14 protein-coding genes and 1 riboswitch are annotated in these 16894 nt (G+C 66.6%); of the genes, 5 read left to right on the top strand and 9 right to left on the bottom strand.

Annotation, left to right across the window (positions count from 1 at the left end; all coding sequences use genetic code 11):
* The first annotated feature begins 154 nt into the window (after nt 1-154).
* The gene (locus ACSYG9_RS12685; protein WP_454842704.1) at nt 155-2161 is read left to right on the top strand and encodes a protein kinase domain-containing protein; all 2007 of its coding nucleotides are present in this window, start codon (nt 155-157) and stop codon (nt 2159-2161) included.
* A 6-nt stretch (nt 2162-2167) separates the two neighbouring features.
* On the opposite strand, the gene hpt is transcribed toward ACSYG9_RS12685, so the two are convergent.
* From hpt to dacB, 4 genes are read right to left on the bottom strand one after another with little or no spacing between them, the layout of a single operon-like run.
* Complete coding sequence (gene hpt / locus ACSYG9_RS12680; RefSeq protein WP_440122867.1) at nt 2168-2728, bottom strand: hypoxanthine phosphoribosyltransferase; 561 nt, start codon at nt 2726-2728, stop codon at nt 2168-2170.
* Between the two features lie 20 nt (nt 2729-2748).
* On the bottom strand, nt 2749-3774 hold the full coding sequence (tilS, locus tag ACSYG9_RS12675) for a tRNA lysidine(34) synthetase TilS (protein ID WP_454842702.1): 1026 nt from the start codon (nt 3772-3774) through the stop codon (nt 2749-2751).
* A gap of 2 nt (nt 3775-3776) precedes the next feature.
* Nucleotides 3777-4808, bottom strand: a complete 1032-nt coding sequence (locus tag ACSYG9_RS12670) for a zinc-dependent metalloprotease (protein WP_440122865.1) — start codon at nt 4806-4808, stop codon at nt 3777-3779.
* Nucleotides 4805-6208, bottom strand: coding sequence for a D-alanyl-D-alanine carboxypeptidase/D-alanyl-D-alanine endopeptidase (dacB, locus tag ACSYG9_RS12665; protein ID WP_440122864.1), 1404 nt, complete (start codon nt 6206-6208; stop codon nt 4805-4807). Before dacB ends, ACSYG9_RS12670 begins: the two co-directional genes overlap by 4 nt.
* Nucleotides 6209-6371: 163 nt before the next feature.
* On the opposite strand from dacB, the gene ACSYG9_RS12660 reads away from it, so the two are divergent.
* Nucleotides 6372-6863, top strand: a complete 492-nt coding sequence (locus ACSYG9_RS12660) for an inorganic diphosphatase (protein WP_169688433.1) — start codon at nt 6372-6374, stop codon at nt 6861-6863.
* A 125-nt stretch (nt 6864-6988) separates the two neighbouring features.
* Here the strand turns inward: ACSYG9_RS12660 and ACSYG9_RS12655 are convergent, their stop codons facing one another.
* A complete protein-coding gene (locus ACSYG9_RS12655) occupies nt 6989-7819 on the bottom strand; it encodes a crotonase/enoyl-CoA hydratase family protein (RefSeq protein ID WP_454842700.1) in 831 nt (276 codons plus the stop codon).
* 104 nt (nt 7820-7923) lie between these two features.
* Here ACSYG9_RS12655 and ACSYG9_RS12650 point away from each other — a divergent pair, with 104 nt between their 5' ends.
* Nucleotides 7924-8397 (top strand): YbaK/EbsC family protein, encoded by a 474-nt coding sequence (locus tag ACSYG9_RS12650; protein ID WP_440122862.1) that lies wholly within the window; start codon nt 7924-7926, stop codon nt 8395-8397.
* A gap of 17 nt (nt 8398-8414) precedes the next feature.
* Here the strand turns inward: ACSYG9_RS12650 and ACSYG9_RS12645 are convergent, their stop codons facing one another.
* The 3 genes from ACSYG9_RS12645 to ACSYG9_RS12635 are packed head-to-tail and all read right to left on the bottom strand — an operon-like array spanning nt 8415 to nt 10531.
* The gene (locus tag ACSYG9_RS12645; protein WP_440122861.1) at nt 8415-9020 is read right to left on the bottom strand and encodes a hypothetical protein; all 606 of its coding nucleotides are present in this window, start codon (nt 9018-9020) and stop codon (nt 8415-8417) included.
* A 57-nt stretch (nt 9021-9077) separates the two neighbouring features.
* Nucleotides 9078-9170: a putative leader peptide gene (locus ACSYG9_RS12640; RefSeq protein WP_374229930.1), complete on the bottom strand. Its 93-nt coding sequence runs from the start codon at nt 9168-9170 to the stop codon at nt 9078-9080.
* Nucleotides 9171-9220: 50 nt separating this feature from the next.
* Complete coding sequence (locus ACSYG9_RS12635) at nt 9221-10531, bottom strand: aminotransferase class V-fold PLP-dependent enzyme (RefSeq protein WP_454842698.1); 1311 nt, start codon at nt 10529-10531, stop codon at nt 9221-9223.
* A 70-nt stretch (nt 10532-10601) separates the two neighbouring features.
* A riboswitch (SAM riboswitch) is annotated at nt 10602-10718 on the bottom strand.
* 243 nt (nt 10719-10961) lie between these two features.
* On the opposite strand from ACSYG9_RS12635, the gene ACSYG9_RS12630 reads away from it, so the two are divergent.
* Nucleotides 10962-14870, top strand: a complete 3909-nt coding sequence (locus ACSYG9_RS12630) for a Pls/PosA family non-ribosomal peptide synthetase (protein ID WP_454842697.1) — start codon at nt 10962-10964, stop codon at nt 14868-14870.
* Nucleotides 14867-16225 (top strand): M1 family metallopeptidase, encoded by a 1359-nt coding sequence (locus ACSYG9_RS12625; protein WP_454842695.1) that lies wholly within the window; start codon nt 14867-14869, stop codon nt 16223-16225. Before ACSYG9_RS12630 ends, ACSYG9_RS12625 begins: the two co-directional genes overlap by 4 nt.
* 1 nt (nt 16226) lies before the next feature.
* On the opposite strand, the gene ACSYG9_RS12620 is transcribed toward ACSYG9_RS12625, so the two are convergent.
* Complete coding sequence (locus ACSYG9_RS12620) at nt 16227-16874, bottom strand: hypothetical protein (protein ID WP_454842693.1); 648 nt, start codon at nt 16872-16874, stop codon at nt 16227-16229.
* Nucleotides 16875-16894 lie beyond the last annotated feature (20 nt).

Below are 16894 nucleotides of genomic sequence, written 5' to 3'. Positions count from 1 at the left end.
AATCGGGCACCGCAAGGTTACCGCGTGGCGCTGCCAGGACGTCCCTGCGTGGTCGGCCTACTATGTCAACGCGCGCGATCATGCCGGGGTTCCCTGCCTTTCCGGCTGTGCGTTGTGCCGTATCCGATGCGGCGGCATGTGGGAAAATCGAGCAATGGACACGCGGGACCCGGACCCGGTTTCCGAGACGGCAGCTGCCGAGATCACAGTTCGTGACGCCACGCGGGTTTCCGAAAGGACACGACCCGCGGAGACCACCCGCGCGGCCGAATCCGTGCCGGTTGATCTCACCGCGACAGCACAAACACTCCCGGACATGCTGGACTCCGGCGACCCCATCACGCTCGACGACGTGGAGGCCGGACAACGCATCGACGACTTCGACCTGCTCACAGCGCTCGGAACCGGCGCATTCGGACGCGTGTTCCTCGCACGGCAGCAGTCGATGCAACGTCTCGTCGCGGTGAAAGTGTCGCGGAACAGCGGAAACGAGGCACAAACCCTCGCCCAGCTCGACCACGACTACATAGTGCGGGTCTTCGACCAGCGAATTCTGCCCGATCACGGATTACGTCTGCTGTACATGCAGTACATGCCCGGTGGAACTCTGCTGCGCGTGCTGCACAAGGTGCGACAGACACCTCCCGAGCAGCGGTCCGGTCGTCTGCTGCTCGATTGCGTCGATGGAACCCTTCAGGCAAAGGGCGAGATCAGACCGTCCGAATCACCCGTTCGAGAGCGTCTCGCGGGCCTGACGTGGCCCGAGACCGTGGCGTGGCTGGGTCGGCGTCTCGCCGAGGCACTCCACTACGCCGAGAGCCGCGGTGTGCTGCACCGCGACATCAAACCGGCGAACGTGCTGTTGACCGCCGAGGGAGTGCCCAAGCTGGCGGATTTCAACATCAGCTTCGCCGAAGCGGTGGACAGCTCGCCTGTCGCCTATCTCGGCGGCTCGATTGCATACATGTCCCCCGAACAACTCGAGGCATGCCATCCCCATCTGCCCCGCAGCGCCGCCGACCTCGACACCCGCAGCGACATCTACGCGCTCGGCGTGATGTTGTGGGAATTGCTCACCGGAAGCAGGCCCGGGGCCGATCACGGCGCGCGCGCCGCGGAGGCGCCCACGATGGACGCGCTCGACGCAATGCTGCTCGGTCGCCGCGCGCCTCCGGACGGCGACGCTCTCGCACAGTTGCCGAGTGATTGCCCGCAGACTCTGCGTCGCGTGCTCGCACGGTGTCTCGCACCCGAACCCGCCGAACGGTGGGCTTCCGGCGCCGAACTGGCGCAGCAGTTCGACCTCTGTCTCGACGCACGCGCCCGCGAACTCGTGGACCCGCCGCCCGAGAGCTGGCGGGCGCGACTGCGCCGACCGGTCGTCCCGTTGATGATCGCGGCAGTCGGTCTACCCAATGTCCTGGGGGCCCTCTACAACTTCCAGCACAATCGGAATCTGATCGTCGGAGCGCTGTCGCCGGACGCACAGCTCCAATTCCAGAACATCGCGCTGATCATCAACGCCGCGGTTTTTCCCCTCGGCGCACTGGTGATCGTCTACCTCTCGCGACGACTGATCACCGTGCCCCGGGGACTGCGCCGCGGACGTCAGTACGACGCCGCCGAACTCGCGCGTGCACGGCATGACGCACTGCTCATCGCCGACCGCATCACGGCGGTGGTGATGATGCTGTGGGTGCTGTCGGGAATCTTGTTCCCGGTGATCATGGAGTCGGTGTCGGGAGCGCTCGACAGCAGGGCGATCACCCATTTCGTCACGTCGATCGTCGTGTGCGGAACGATCGCCGTGGCGTACCCGTTCTTCTTCGTCTCGTTCTACATGGTGCGGTCGATCTACCCGGCGTTCCTGTCCCACGGCGCGACCGACACCACCGATGCCCGCGAACTCGAAGGTCTGCACCGTCGCAGCATTCGGTATCTCGCCGTCGCGGCGGCAGTGCCCCTCGTCGCAGTCGCGGGGTCGACGTTCCTCACGGTCGACGAGATCGCCCAGGTCCAGCCCGCGGTGCGTGTGCTTTCCATGGGCAGTATCGCCGCATTCGTGTTCGTGTACTGGCTGTTCCGGCTCATGGAGCAGGATCTGGAGGCGCTACAGCGATCGGTCGCGGTCCGTCCGGACCACCGCTTCTCGCCGCAGTAGTCTCACTCAGCTCTCGCTGCTGTACACCTTCGGATCGAGCGTGCCGATATACGGCAGGTCGCGGTACCGCTCGTCGTAGTCCAGGCCGTAGCCCACGACGAACTCGTTGGGGATGTCGAAGCCGACGTCCGCGACCTCGACGTCGATCTTGACGGCGTCGGGCTTACGCAGCAGCGTGACGACCTCGAGCGAAGCGGGATTGCGGGTCTTGAGGTTGCGGAGCAGCCACGACAGGGTCAGTCCCGAATCGATGATGTCCTCGACGATCAGCACGTGGCGACCGGCAATGTCCTTGTCGAGGTCCTTGAGGATGCGCACTACACCGGAGGACGACGTCGACGAACCGTACGAACTGACGGCCATGAACTCCATCTGCGTCGGGATCGGCAGCGCACGAGCGAAGTCGGTCATGAAGAAGATCGCGCCCTTGAGCACGCCGATGAGAAGCAGATCGCCTTCGGGTGCACCCGGCGGATACCGTTCGGCGACCGACTCTGCCAGTTCTGCGGTGCGCTTCTCGATCTCTTCCTGCGAGATCAGCACCGACGCAATATCGCCTTCGTACACCGGGTCCTACCTACCTTCCGTCAGTCGTCCGCACACCGTTGCTGGTCGACGAACTCGAGGATCAGCCTGCCACGCCGTCGTGCCACCACCAACCTGCTCCCCCGTCCGGGACCGCGGCCGACGGCCACCGGTCCTTGCCCGCGCCATCCTCTCACCAGGGCGTCCACTGCCCGGAGGGTCCGGTCGGGCGGTGACGAGACTCCCATTTCGATCAACCACGCCCGCACCGCACGACGCCCGACCGCCGGTGGCGCCGACGCGAGCGTCGCGGTATCGAGTTGCTGCTCTCCTACTGGGGCGCCCGGTTGCCCGAGGGCGTCCGACAGCACGCTCGCCGCGGCCGCATCGAGAGCTTCACCGTCTTCGCGCAACTGCGCCGCGGTTCGCGCGAGCGCCGCAGCCACTCCACCACCGAGAGCGTCCTCTAGCAGGGGGAGAACCTCGCTCCGCAGCCGCACGCGCGTGAACCGCGAGTCCGAGTTGTGCGGATCCTCGTACGGGTCGTAGCCGAGCTCCTCACACGCCAGCCGAGTGGTGTCGCGCCGAATGCCGAGGAGAGGGCGCCCCCACGGGGCGTCGAACGACGCCATTCCACGGATCGACCGCAGACCCGAGCCGCGGCCGAGGCCGAGCAGGACGGTTTCGGCCTGATCGTCGAGAGTGTGTCCGAGCAGCACCGGATGGCCGCACCGCGCGTCGTCGAGGGCCTCGTATCGCGCGTGACGGGCGGCGGCTTCGAGTCCGCCGGGGCCGGTCACATCGACCGCTCGTACCTGCGCTGACGCGCATCCGACCGACTCCGCGAATTCGACGGCTCGTGCGGCGACCACGTCGGATCCGGCCTGTAGTCGGTGATCCACCACTACCGCGTGCACCGCATGGGCCTCGGCGACGGCGGCGGCGGTCAGGGCCGCCGAGTCGGCACCACCGGAAAGCCCGACGACGACGGTGGTCGCGCCATACTCGGTGAGCCACGCGCGCACTGCCAATCGGATCTCGTGGATCGCGGGGGTCGCGGGGAGCAGGGGTGGCGATGCCGCAGCCATCGTCAGCCCAGCACTCGCGCGATCCAGGCTTCGGGCTTGTCGATCTCGCCGAGTGTCGGCAGTGCGTCCGGCCCGGACCAGACCACGTTGAACCGCTCCATCCCCACCTTCTCCACGACGGCGTCGACGAACCTCTTGCCGTGGACGTACTGCGCGATCTTCGCGTCCATCCCGAGCAGGATGCGGATGACGCGGTGGATCGGATTGCTGCTGCGTCGCCGCCGGCTGTCGAACGCACGACGGATGCGGACCACCGAGGGAACCACTGACGGTCCGACCGCGTCCATGACATGGTCCGCGTGCCCCTCGAGAAGGGTGCCCAGCGCGAGCATCCGGTCGAGGCTTTCGCGTTGCGGTTCGGCCTGCAGCGCACGCATCAGGCCGAGCATGCCGCGCTGCGACATCGGTTTGCCTTCGGGTTCGCGCAGGTCACGGACAGCCGAGATCAGGCGCCTGGCGATGTCGCCGATCGGCTCGTCGACGGCTGCCGAGAGTTCCCCGGCGGCGTCGCGCATGAGGTCGGCCATCCAGGGTGCCTCCGCGAACTGCACCCTGTGGGTTACCTCGTGCAGGCATACCCAAAGCCGGAAGTCTGCGGTGGGCACCTTCAGGGCCCGTTCGACGGCGACGACATTCGGGGTGACCAGCAGCAGCGTCCTGGAGAACGGGTCGTACTGTCCGAGCACCGCCGAGGACAGATAGGCGAGCATCGCACCGGCCTGCGCTCCTGCGGGCTTCGCGGCCCACGAGCGGTTCTCCCCTTCGCCGACCAGTTCGGACATCGAAGCGGCAGCCGCGTGGACCCACCCCGGCCGGTCGACGACGAGTGCAGGCCGCGGCGCGGCGCCGTCCCCGAGACCGGTCAGATCCCGGACCGGCGCCTCGGCCCGATCCGACGCGGACGCGAGTTCAGCGGCCGCGGTGTCGTATGTGTAGCGCGACATCGCAGGCGCGGGCCGCGCCAGCCGCGCGCCGACTCCCGCCGCGAACGACCAATCGATCGCGTCGCCGAGTGCGCGGTCGGCGCCACTCATCGGCATCCGCATTCTCGGAGGACCGCGGCCACCGCATCGAGCGCGGGCCTGGCCTCACCGGGGGAACGATCGTTGGACAGCAACGCGAACGAGAGCACCCGACCGTCGACGTCGACGACATAGCCCGAAAGTCCACTCACCAGATTCAGTGTGCCCGTCTTGGCTCGAACCCACCCGGCTCCGGCGCGATTCGTCGCACCGTAGCGATCAGCGAGGGTGCCGGTGCCTCCGGCGACAGGCAAGTAGTCGAGTATGGGACGCAGTTCCTCACGGTCCGGTGCCGCGGCGGCCGCCATGATGGAGTCGAGCAGACCGGCGGGGATCCGGTCGTCGACCGAAAGGCCGCTGAGGTCGACAAGCGTTACCCCGGAGGTGTCGAAGCCCGCGCCCTGCAGCACACGCAGGACGGCACCGGTGGCATCGGAGAAGGAAGCCCCGACCCCGGCCTCCATCGCGACCTCACGACCGATTGCCTCGGCGAGCACATTGTCGGAACGGCTCACCATCTGGCCGAGCCGGTCGCGCAGCGGTGCCGATTGCACCGATGCCATGGGGGTCGCACCGGGAGGGGCAGACGCGAGAGCCACTGTTGCAGGATCTGCGCCGAGTGCAGTGGCAAGTGCCCGGCCCGCGTCCAGGGCGGGTGTGGCGCTGCGCGGCGATTCGTCTTCGAGCGGGTCGGATCGCCCACTGTCGAGCATCACCGGCTCGATCGGGGCAACGAAGCCCGCGGGGACGTCCTCGGGGAACCATCCGGGTGCGAGGAGCTCGCCGCTGTACGCACCGGTGTCGACGAGCACGGTGTCGACCACACTTCCGGAACGTGTGATCTGGTCGGCGAGGTCGGCGATGCGCGGAGCGCCCGGATAGAAGCCGTCCTGACCGGCGGGCTGCGCTGTCAGTGTCGGGTCGCCCCCCGCGACCAGCACGATCTCGCCCGGCCGGGATCCGGACACCACCTTCGTCGTGACCCGATGGTCGCTCGGCAGGGCGATCAGCGCCGCTGCTGCCGTGAGCAGTTTCGTGGTGGACGCCGGTGTCATCGGACGGTCGGGCTCGTGTGACCAGAGCACAGTGCCCGTCGCGGCGTCGGTGACCGATCCGGTGAATGCGCCGAGTCCCGGGTTCGCGACGGCAGCGCCGAGTGCAGTGGCGAGCCCGGAGGGGCTGGGTGCGGGGGCGGAGTCGGTGACGGCTGCGACCTGCGGCGCAGCGACGACGGGCGCGGGGGCGGGGACCACCGCGGCTGATGCAGTGCTGCGGACGTCGTACACCGCGAACGCGCCACCGACCACCAGCGCCAGGAAGCCCACGATCCAGATACCGAGCAGGATCCGGAAGCTCCGACGTTTACGGGTCTCGAGTCCGCCCTGCTTCTTGCTCTTGCCTTGCCCCGCCAACGCGCCTCCGCTGTGTCCAACACACTCGCGCCCTTGGTGGTCGCGTGGTGGTCCGGTACCTGCACCTACAGCGTAGCGTCGGGACGGTTATCCTCACTGCGGACCATCGCCGCAGATACGGACGTCGTATCGACTGGCAAACATCGACGAAGTGAGGCAAGGCGTGGAGTTCGAGGTCACCATCGAGATCCCCAAGGGGCAGCGCAACAAGTACGAGGTCGATCACGAGACCGGCCGCGTCAAGCTCGACCGCTACCTCTACACCTCCTTCGGTTACCCCGCCGACTACGGCTACATCGAGAACACTCTCGGTGAGGACGGCGATCCGCTCGACTGCCTTGTGCTGCTCCCCGAGTCCGTGTACCCCGGCGTGATCGTCGATGCACGTCCGGTCGGCATGTTCAAGATGGTCGACGAGGCAGGCGGAGACGACAAGGTCCTGGCCGTTCCGGCCGGTGACCCGCGCTGGGATCACATCCAGGACATCAGCGATGTGCCGCAGTTCGAGCTCGACGCAATCAAGCACTTCTTCGTGCATTACAAGGACCTCGAGCCGGGCAAGCATGTCGAAGCTGCCGATTGGGCGGGCCGGGCCGACGCCGAGGCCGAAGTAACCGCGTCGATCGCGCGCTTGAAGGACAACGGCGGACACTGAGTCCGTAGGACGATGCGGACACCGAAGTCCGTAGGACGACGGCAGGCACCGCGTCCCCTGAAGACGACATCTCCCGGCCGATCACGAAATCGGCCCGGAGATGTCGTCTTGCTGCAGGGCGCGTCCTAGCGCCCCTTGAACTCCGGCGTGCGCTTCTGCATCACGGCCGCGATCGCTTCGGTGAGGTCTTCGGACGGCAAGAACGCCGAGTTCCAGGCCGCGACATAACGAAGACTGTCGTCGACCTGCGCGGACCGTGTGTGGTCGAGGACGTCCTTGATGCCGTGGACCACGAGCGGGGGGTTGGCTGCGATCTCGGCCGCGCTCGCGTGCGCTGCGGCGAGTGTTGCTGCGGCGTCGTCGAAGACGTCGTTCACGAGACCGATCTTCTCGGCGCGTGCGGCGTCGATGTCCTTGCCGGTCAGCGCGAGTTCACGTAGGTGCCCGTCACCGATGATCCGGGGAAGTCGCGCGAGGCTCCCCACGTCGGCGACCATACCGACCTTGACCTCACGGACGCTGAACTGGGCGTCGGCGCTGGCGTAGCGGATGTCGGCCGCCGAGACGAGGTCGACGCCGCCGCCGATGCACCATCCCGAGATCGCAGCGACGACGGGCTTACGACAGTCGGCGACGGCCGTGATGGCGCCCTGCATGCGCTTGACCATGGCGTGGAAATCGGTGCGGGGCTTCGCCTGCGCTTTGTCGGCCAGCACCGGCCCGAGCTCACCGGCCATGCCAGGAAGGTCGAGACCGTACGAGAAGTGCTTGCCGGAGCCGGTGAGCACGACGGCGCGAACCTCGGGGTCGGTGTCGAGTTGCGCGAAGATCTGCGGTAGTTCCGACCAGAAGTCCGGCCCCATCGCGTTGCCTTTGCCCGGGCCGATGAGCGTGACCTGGGCGACGTGTTCGGTGCGCTCTACGGTGAACGCCTTCCAACTGGATGAATCAGTCATTACTCGAGAGTAATATTTGAGCGTGTAAACCGCATCGAGCTTCCGATCACGTCGATCCTTCTGGATCCGGTCACAGCAGTCACCGGTTTTCATAGGGTGGCATCATGCCCAGGCCTCTGCACCCGAATGCTGCCCGTGTCGCCGACACCCTCATCGCCCGAGGACATCACGGCCTGATCACCACGCAGTCGACGCCGGTGCGCACCGCCGAACAGGCAGCAGCCGCAGTGCGGGTCGACGTCGGAGCCATCGTCGAGTCCCTCGTACTCCTTCTCGACGAGGAGCCGATACTGGTTCTCGTCTCGGGCGCGCACCGGGTCTCACTCGAGCGGGCCGGCGCCAGGCTGGCCGGCACCCTCACTCCCGCACCCGACGACTTGATCGCCGAGGTCACCGGGCAACAACCGGGCGGTGTGGCACCGCTGGGGCACCCCACCAATCTGCCGACCTACGTCGACTGCGCTTTGGCGGGATACCCCGAACTGTGGGCATCGGGAGGGAGCCTGGACACCCTCTTCCGCACCTCGTACACCGAACTCCTGCGGATCACTGCGGGCGTCGACCTCGAGGTCGACTGATCACAACGTGCAGGAGGTCAGGATGCGAGGGCCACACGACCGTCCGGACGATCAGTGGCGCGACCTCTGCCTGCGGCGAACCTGCGCCCCAACTCCGCCGACGACGGTGAGATCTCGATGAGTCCGCGAGACTCGAGCCACGGCAGGGTTCCATCGACGATGTTGTCGACCGTGATGCCACCGGCCACCGGGATCAGGGTGACGCCGTCGGCGACCTTCACGGCATGAATATCGGCGATCAGGCCGGCCAGCCCGGTCGGAGTACCGACGTAGGACAGGCCCGCTGCTCCCCCGCCTGCCCGGCGCCACGCATCCTGAGCACGGCGACGAGCCACGCGCGCTTCGAGGTCGACGATCACTTCGAGGTCGACCAGCACCGTGAGGGCGTCGGGGTCGCGGCCTTCCGCCGAGGCATCGGCTCGTGCCCGATCGCGCAGCTTGCGCGCTTCCCGCAGATCTGCGGCGCGCACCCGCACGACGGTGCGCGGAGCAGCACTGAGGTCGAGCGGCCCACCGCCGTCGCGATCGACGGTGAGATCCGCCCACACATCTGGCCCTGAACCATCTACGAATTCGACTGCGACACGCAGGGACTCGGCTGAAGAAATACTACTGTAGGACATGAGAATTCCTCTCGATATGCCGAACTCGGCATCGAAAAAGCAGGAACGGGAACCTCGTCAGTCCGAACAGATGCAGGAGGCCGTGCGGCACAGGTCGACGTGGCGGCGGCACCACTGGGCCGCTGCCTGCGCCGAACTCCACACTGCCATGAGAAAACCCTACTGATCTCGCGGGGAATTGTCGATCGCTGCGGCGATCATCAGACGCACTCCGCCGCACCGTCGCCCGACTGCGTAAGGCCGATCCGGGTCTCCGGCGACGGGCTCCAGGCCCCCTCGACCTTGGAATACGACCACTGCGGCCCGCTCGCCACCAGCTGCCGAAGCGCCGCGAGCAGACGATCGACGTCCGCCGAGGAACTACCCAATCCCAGCGAGGCGCGCACCGCACCACCGGGAAGGCCGACGCGGGCGAGCAACGGGTGGGCGCAGAAACGCCCGTCACGAACACCGATGCCGTGTTCGGCCGAGAGGTACGCGGCTATCTCGCCGGGCTCGAAACCATCGATACCGAAGGTCACGATCCCGACGCAGTCTGCCGAATCATCCCACAGCCTAAGGATTTCCACGCCGTAGATGTCGTGCAGGCCATCGACAAGCTGCGCGCACAACAGCTCCTCGTGACGCGCAGCTGCCTCGGCGTCGTGCGACGCGAGAGTGTCGCACGCGGCAGCGATCGCCGCGACCCCCAGCACGTTCGGGGACCCGGCTTCGTGCCGGGCAGGGGCGCACGCCCATTCGGTGCGGTCGAGGGCGACCTCACGTACTGCTCCGCCCCCGGCGAGGTACGGCTCCGCGACATCGAGCCAGTCGCGACGTCCGACGAGCACCCCGGCACCGAACGGCGCGTACAGCTTGTGGCCCGAGAACGCGAGATAGTCGACGCCGAGCTCGGCGAGGTCGACGCGGCGATGCGGAACCAGCTGGGCACCGTCGACGAAGATCCGTGCGCCGCACGCGTGGGCGAGTTCGGCGAGTTCGGCAATCGGCAGCACCTCGCCGGTCACATTGGACGCTCCCGTGATGGCAAGCAGTGCCGTCGGCGCACGCTCGAGCTCGACGGCGATCCGCCACACGGTTTCCGAAACCGAATCCGCAGCTTCGACCACACGAGTGTTCTTCCACGGCAACAAGTTCGCATGATGCTCGATGTCGAGTACCACCACGTCGCCGGGGACTGCACCGGCGAGCAGGTTGATCGAATCCGTGGTGTTTCGGGTGAAGACCACGACCTGGTCCTCGTCGGCACCGACGAACCGGGAAACCGACTCACGCGACTCCTCGTAGCTCGTGGTGCTGATGCGCGAGGCATAACCCGCACCACGGTGCACGCTGGCGTAGAACGGCAACAGCTCGGAAATCCGGTCCGTCACACTCTCCAGAGCCGGTGCGCTCGCCGCATAGTCGAAGTTCGCGTAGCTGCAGGTTCCGCCCTGCACCAGAGGAACCTGCACGTCACAGCCCGACACGCGAGCAAAGGGAGCGATACAGGTGGAAGTAGCAACAGTCATGACGAATTTCCCTCATCGATCAGGGACCCGTCGGTGATCGCCACGACGATGGTGAATCGTTCGCCGGCGGAGTCCGCGCTTGCTGCGTCCGGGTTCGGTACGTCAGCCAGGTCGTCACCCGGAGCACCCCACCGCGGCGGAGGGTTGCCGACCAGCGAGCCGGGGCTTGACGCTGGTACTCATGACCTGCCGAAGACAATGACACCGGGCACACTGCGTGTCAAGTCGGCATCCCGTCGAGGCCCTCCGCACGGTCTCCGGCCGAAAGAGAATTTCTCCTTCTGACCTGCGGAGGAACCACCATCGTGCTTTGCTCTGAGGCGTGACACCGCACACCCCCACCCGCTCGCTGCGCGTACCGAACGTTCATCTGTTGTCCACCTTCACGTGAAATAACCCGGATCGCCCACCCGAGTAGAAGGACAGCGGATTGTCTGCTCAACCCCCGCCCGCAGCCGACGACACGTCGCTCGTACCGGAAGTCTTCCTGCGCGGATCACACGCACCCGCGCCGCGCACACTCGTCGACGTACTTCGCGCCAGCGCCGAATCGCACCCCCACGCTCCTGCGATCGACGACGGCACCACGATGCTCGAGTACGCCGAACTGCTCGACCAGGTCAGCGCAGGAGCACGTGGACTCGCGGAGGCCGGTGTGGGCGCCGGCGATCGCGTCGGGGTGCGCATGTCGTCCGGGTCCAAAGACCTCTACATCACCATCTTGTCCGTTCTCGCCGCAGGCGCCGCCTACGTCCCGGTAGACGCCGACGACCCCGATGAGCGTGCCGAGCTGGTCTTCTCCGAAGCAAAGGTGACCGCGATCGTCACCGATGCGGGGATCGGTCCCGGCACCGCTCCTCCTGCCGACGAACCGGACGTACGCGAACCGGCCCTCGACGACGACGCGTGGATCATCTTCACCTCGGGTTCCACCGGCACCCCGAAGGGTGTCGCCGTCACACACCGCAACGCCGCCGCCTTCGTCGACGCCGAAGCGAACCTGTTCTGCCGGGAAGAACCTCTCGGCCCAAGCGACCGGGTCCTCGCAGGTCTGTCCGTCGCATTCGACGCATCATGCGAGGAGATGTGGCTGGCCTGGCGGCACGGCGCGTGCCTCGTTCCTGCGCCGCGTTCGCTCGTGCGCTCCGGAATGGACCTCGGCCCGTGGCTGGTCTCTCGCAACATCAACGTCGTCTCCACGGTCCCGACCCTTGCGGCGATGTGGCCCGGCGAGGCACTCGAAGCAGTGCGCCTGCTCATCTTCGGCGGGGAAGCATGCCCGCCCGACCTCGCCGAGCGTCTCGCCGTGCCCGGCCGTGAAGTGTGGAACACCTACGGCCCCACCGAAGCGACGGTGGTCGCGTGCGCCGCCATCATGGACGGCACCGGACCGATCCGGATCGGTCTGCCACTCGACGGCTGGGATCTTGCGGTCGTAGACACCGAGGGCAATCCCGTCGCCGAAGGACAGTCCGGCGAGCTCGTGATCGGCGGTGTCGGGCTCGCCCGCTACCTGGACCCGGCGAAAGACGCCGAGAAGTACGCGCCCATGCCCACCCTCGGCTGGGATCGCGCCTATCGCAGCGGCGACCTCGTCGTACTCGACAGTGCGGGGCTCCTTTTCCAGGGACGCGCCGACGACCAGGTCAAGATCGGCGGACGCCGCATCGAGCTCGGCGAGGTCGACAATGCCCTGCAGAACCTGCCCGGTGTCGCCGGTGGTGCGTGCGCTGTCCGCAAGACCTCGGCCGGAAGCTCGATTCTCGTCGGCTACATCGCCTCGACCGATCCCGACTTCGACGTTGCCTCCGCCCACGACCTGCTGTCCGAACAGCTTCCAGCAGCACTCGTACCGCGTCTCGCGCTCGTCGACGAGCTTCCCACTCGTACGTCCGGGAAGGTCGATCGTAATGCCCTGCCGTGGCCGCTGCCCGGCGCCGACGCCGACTCGGTCGAAGCGCTCGGACTACCTCCGACCGCCGAATGGGTCGCGGAACTGTGGTCGTCACTGCTCGGCGCCCGCATCGAAGGACTCGACGACGACTTCTTCGAACTCGGCGGAGGTTCTCTGTCCGCCGCGCAACTCGTCACCGCACTGCGTGAGCGCTATCCCGACATGACGGTCGCCGAACTCTACGACCGGCCTCGGCTCGGGTCCCTCGCCGGCTATCTCGACGAACTCGCCCCGACGGAGACCACGGCTCCGCGCGAAGTCACCCCGGTGTCGCGAGGGGCGCAGTTCCTCCAACTCGCTGCGACGGTACCCCTCACGACGTTGACCGGCCTCCAATGGATCACGTGGCTGGCGATTCTGAACAACATCATCGCAATGGCCACCGATGTTCCGTGGACCGTGACGTTGTCGTGGTGGTGGATCGCAGCAGGCGTCGTCGTGTTCCTTTCACCGCTCGGCCGGATGAGCACGGCGGTCCTGGGCGCGCGGCTACTTCTGCGCGGGCTGAAGCCAGGCAGTTATCCCCGCGGCGGCGCGGTACACCTGCGGCTGTGGACCGCGCAGCGGTTGTCGGAGGCGTCCGGCGCGACCAATCTGTCCGGTGCGCCGTGGATGCGCCAGTACGCGCGGGCGCTGGGCGCGAAGATCGGCCAGGGCGTCGACCTGCACACCCTTCCGCCGGTCACCGGCATGCTCGTGCTCGGCGACGGCTGCTCGATCGAACCCGAGGTGGATCTGTCGGGGTACTGGGTCGATGGCGACCTCGTCCACATCGGAAGCATCAGGATCGGAGCCGGTGCCTCGATCGGCGCACGCTCGTTTCTCGCCCCGGGTTCACGCGTGGGCAAGAACGCCGAGGTTGCCGCAGGATCGGCCGTATTCGGCCGCGTCAAGGCTGCGCAGCACTGGGCCGGTTCACCCGCGCAGAAAACCGGAAAAGCCGAACCGCAATGGCCTTCCGAGGATCCGCCCCGCGGCGCGCGCTGGGTCCCCATATTCGGTGTCACGTCCATCCTTCTCGCAGGACTTCCGATCATGTCGATCGGCGCGGGTGTCGCACTGCTCGTCTGGTGGGTCAAGGACACCGTGAGTGTGTCCGAGGCCGTCGTCCGTTCCCTTGCGATGCTCCCGGCAGGCGGAATTCTCACCATGGCCGTGTTCGCGGTGCTGACCTTGATCACCGTGCGGTTGCTGTCGATCGGAATGGCCGAAGGCTGGCATCCGGTCCGAAGCCGCGTCGGGTGGCAGGTCTGGGCAACCGAACGCCTGATGGATTCCTCGCGTACCTTCCTGTTCCCGCTCTACGCGTCGATGCTCACTCCGATCTGGCTGCGGCTGCTCGGCGCCGACATCGGCAAGGATGTCGAGGCCTCCACTGTCCTCATGGTCCCGAAGTTCACTAAGGTCGCGGACGGCGCCTTCCTTGCCGACGACACCATGGTCGCCTCGTACGAACTCGGCGGCGGCTGGCTGTACATTTCGCGCGCCAAGGTCGGCAAGCGGGCGTTCCTCGGAAACTCGGGCATGGCCGCACCAGGTCGTCGCGTGCCGAAGCACGGCCTCGTCGCGGTCCTGTCGGCCGCACCGGAGAAGGCGAAGTCGGGATCGTCATGGCTCGGCAGTCCCCCCGTGCGGTTGCGCCGTGCCTCCGGCGAGTCCGATTCGAGTCGCACATTCGAGCCGCCCCTGAAACTGAAGATCGCGCGCGGAGTCGTCGAGACCTTCCGCCTCGTTCCGATGATGGTCACGTTCGGAATCGGCCTGATGGTGCTGTTCTCGCTGAACTCCATTGCCGTCCATCGCGGTTACGCGACCGCGGCACTGGTCAGTGGACTCGTGCTGATGGCCGCCGGTGCGCTGGCGTGCATCATCACCATCGCAGCGAAGTGGCTCATCGTCGGGCGCATCGGGCAGGAGGAACACCCGCTGTGGAGTTCCTTCGTATGGCGCAACGAGGTATCCGATACCTTCGTCGAGATGGTCGCCGCGCCGTGGTTCGGTCAACAGACACCCGGCACCGCCGTGATGAACTTGTGGTTACGCGGTCTCGGCGCGAAGATCGGTCGTGGTGTGTGGTGTGAAAGTTACTGGCTGCCGGAGGCCGACCTCGTCACGCTGGGACCCGGCGCGACCGTGGAGAGGGGGTGCGTGGTTCAGACCCACCTGTTCCATGATCGGATCATGTCCATGGACACCGTGACCCTCGACGCCGGCGCCACGCTCGGCCCGCAATGTGTCGCGCTCCCCGCATCGGGAATCGGCGCAGGTACCACTGTGGGGCCTGCGTCCCTCGTCATGCGCGGCGACGTGGTTCCCCCCTCCACCCGCTGGCAGGGCAATCCGATTGCGCCGTGGTCCCGGCCCGGTGATTGGTCGCCGCGATGAAGCCGCTCAAAGCAGCGAAACCGGTAGCACCTACCGGGCCCGATCGCCCGCTCGACACGTATCTCCCCCAGAGCGGGAACCGAGGGTATCTCGTGTCGCGGTACGAGCTGGACCTGACGTACAAGGTGAGCGCCAATCGGCTCGAAGGGCGTGCCACGATCATCGCCACCACGACCGACGTCCGGGCGAAGTACACACTCGACCTCGCGCAGACCATGCGCGTGACCAAAGTGGCGCTCAATGGGCGACGCCCGTCGAAATTCACCCACCGCAACGACAAACTGACGGTCACACCCTCGCAGACCGTCCCGGTCGGGGCCGTTCTCACGTTCTCCATCCAGTACGCCGGTACCCCCGCCCCTCGGCACACCATGTGGGGTGACGTCGGTTGGGAAGAACTCGACGAGGGTGCACTGGTCGCCAGCCAGCCGAACGGTGCACCGACGTGGTTTCCGTGCGACGACCATCCCGGTTCGAAGGCCACCTACCGAGTCTCGATCACTGCGGACGCACCGTTCCAGGTGATTTCCAACGGGACGTTGCTCCGCAAGACGACGAAGGCCAGTCGCACCACATGGGTGTACGAGCAACCCGAACCGATGTCGACCTATCTCGCGAGCGTGCAGATCGGGAATTACGAGGTCCGCAAGGTTGCGTCGTCGCCCGTCCCGCAGTTCGCGGTGCATCCGCCGAGGCTGCGCGCCAAGTTCGACAGGGACTTCGGACGTCAGCCGCAGATGATCGAAGTGTTCACGCGACTGTTCGGACCGTACCCGTTCGCGCATTACACCGCGCTCGTCACCGACGACGACCTCGAGATCCCGATCGAATCGCAGGGAATGTCGGTCTTCGGTGCGAACTTCTGCAGTGGCAACCGCGACGAGGAACGACTGGTGGCGCACGAGTTGGCGCACCAGTGGTTCGGAAACAGCCTAACCTTGAAACGATGGAAGGACATCTGGCTGCACGAGGGCTTCGCGTGTTATGCGGAGTGGTTGTGGTCGGAGAACTCCGGGGGATCATCGGCGCACGAACACGCGCGGATGGCGCACGCCAGGCTTGCCCGCCTGCCGCAGGACATCCTTCTGGGCGACCCCGGGCCCAAGGACATGTTCGACGACCGGATCTACAAGCGCGGTGCCCTCACATTACACGCGTTGCGACTACGTCTCGGCGACGAAAGTTTCTTCACCCTTGTGCGTATGTGGACGACCGAGTATCGGCACTCCAACGTCACCACCGACCAGTTGACCGATCTGGCAACGAGATTCACCGATGTATCGCTGCGGCCACTGTGGGATGCGTGGCTCGGGGCCACCGCACTGCCACCTCTGCCGAACGGTCGGCTTTCCTAGATCAGGGAAGGTCCACCTGCGAGGCCAGCCAGCGGCCGTCCACGAGCTCGAGCGTCATGAGGACACGACTGCGATCGAGACGCGGTTCCGGGACGACCGAGTTCGTGACCGTCTGATCGATGAACAGCAACACCTCGACGCGATCGGTCGTTGCCGACTTCACGCCGGCTTCGACCACCGTGCCTTCTGCCTGCGCGTTGTTGTCGACGAGGAGCTGGCGCAGTTCGCCGCTCGACTGCGCGTACATCTCCTTGAACTCGCCGGTGGCGCCGTTCAACACTGCATCGAAGTTGCTGTCGAGTTCACCGGGACTGACCGAGGTCAGCGTCACCGCGTATTCCTGCGCGGTCGCGAGTGCCTCGGTAGCCGCCGCGTCGACGGACCTGACCTCGTGCGCCTTCCATGCAAAGAATGCGGCGCATGCCACTGACACCACGGTGATCGCCACGAGCACGCCGGTACGAATCCGGCGCATGCGTCGGCCCGGATCTGCGCCGGGCTCGGTGCGGTCGCGGTCTGTTTTCGCGGCACCAGCGTTCACTGCACCGGATTCCTCGGCACTGGATTCGTCGGCGACGTCCTGATTCGCCGGGACGACCGTGTCGGTCGCGGTTGCGTCGGCTGCGAGGGTAGAACTGGTCTTGCTCATGTGTGCATTCTCCTTCCAGA

Source organism: Rhodococcus sp. SJ-2 (assembly GCF_053750035.1).
Note: the sequence above shows the minus strand (reverse complement) of the source record. Positions and strands in the feature narration are given on the sequence as shown.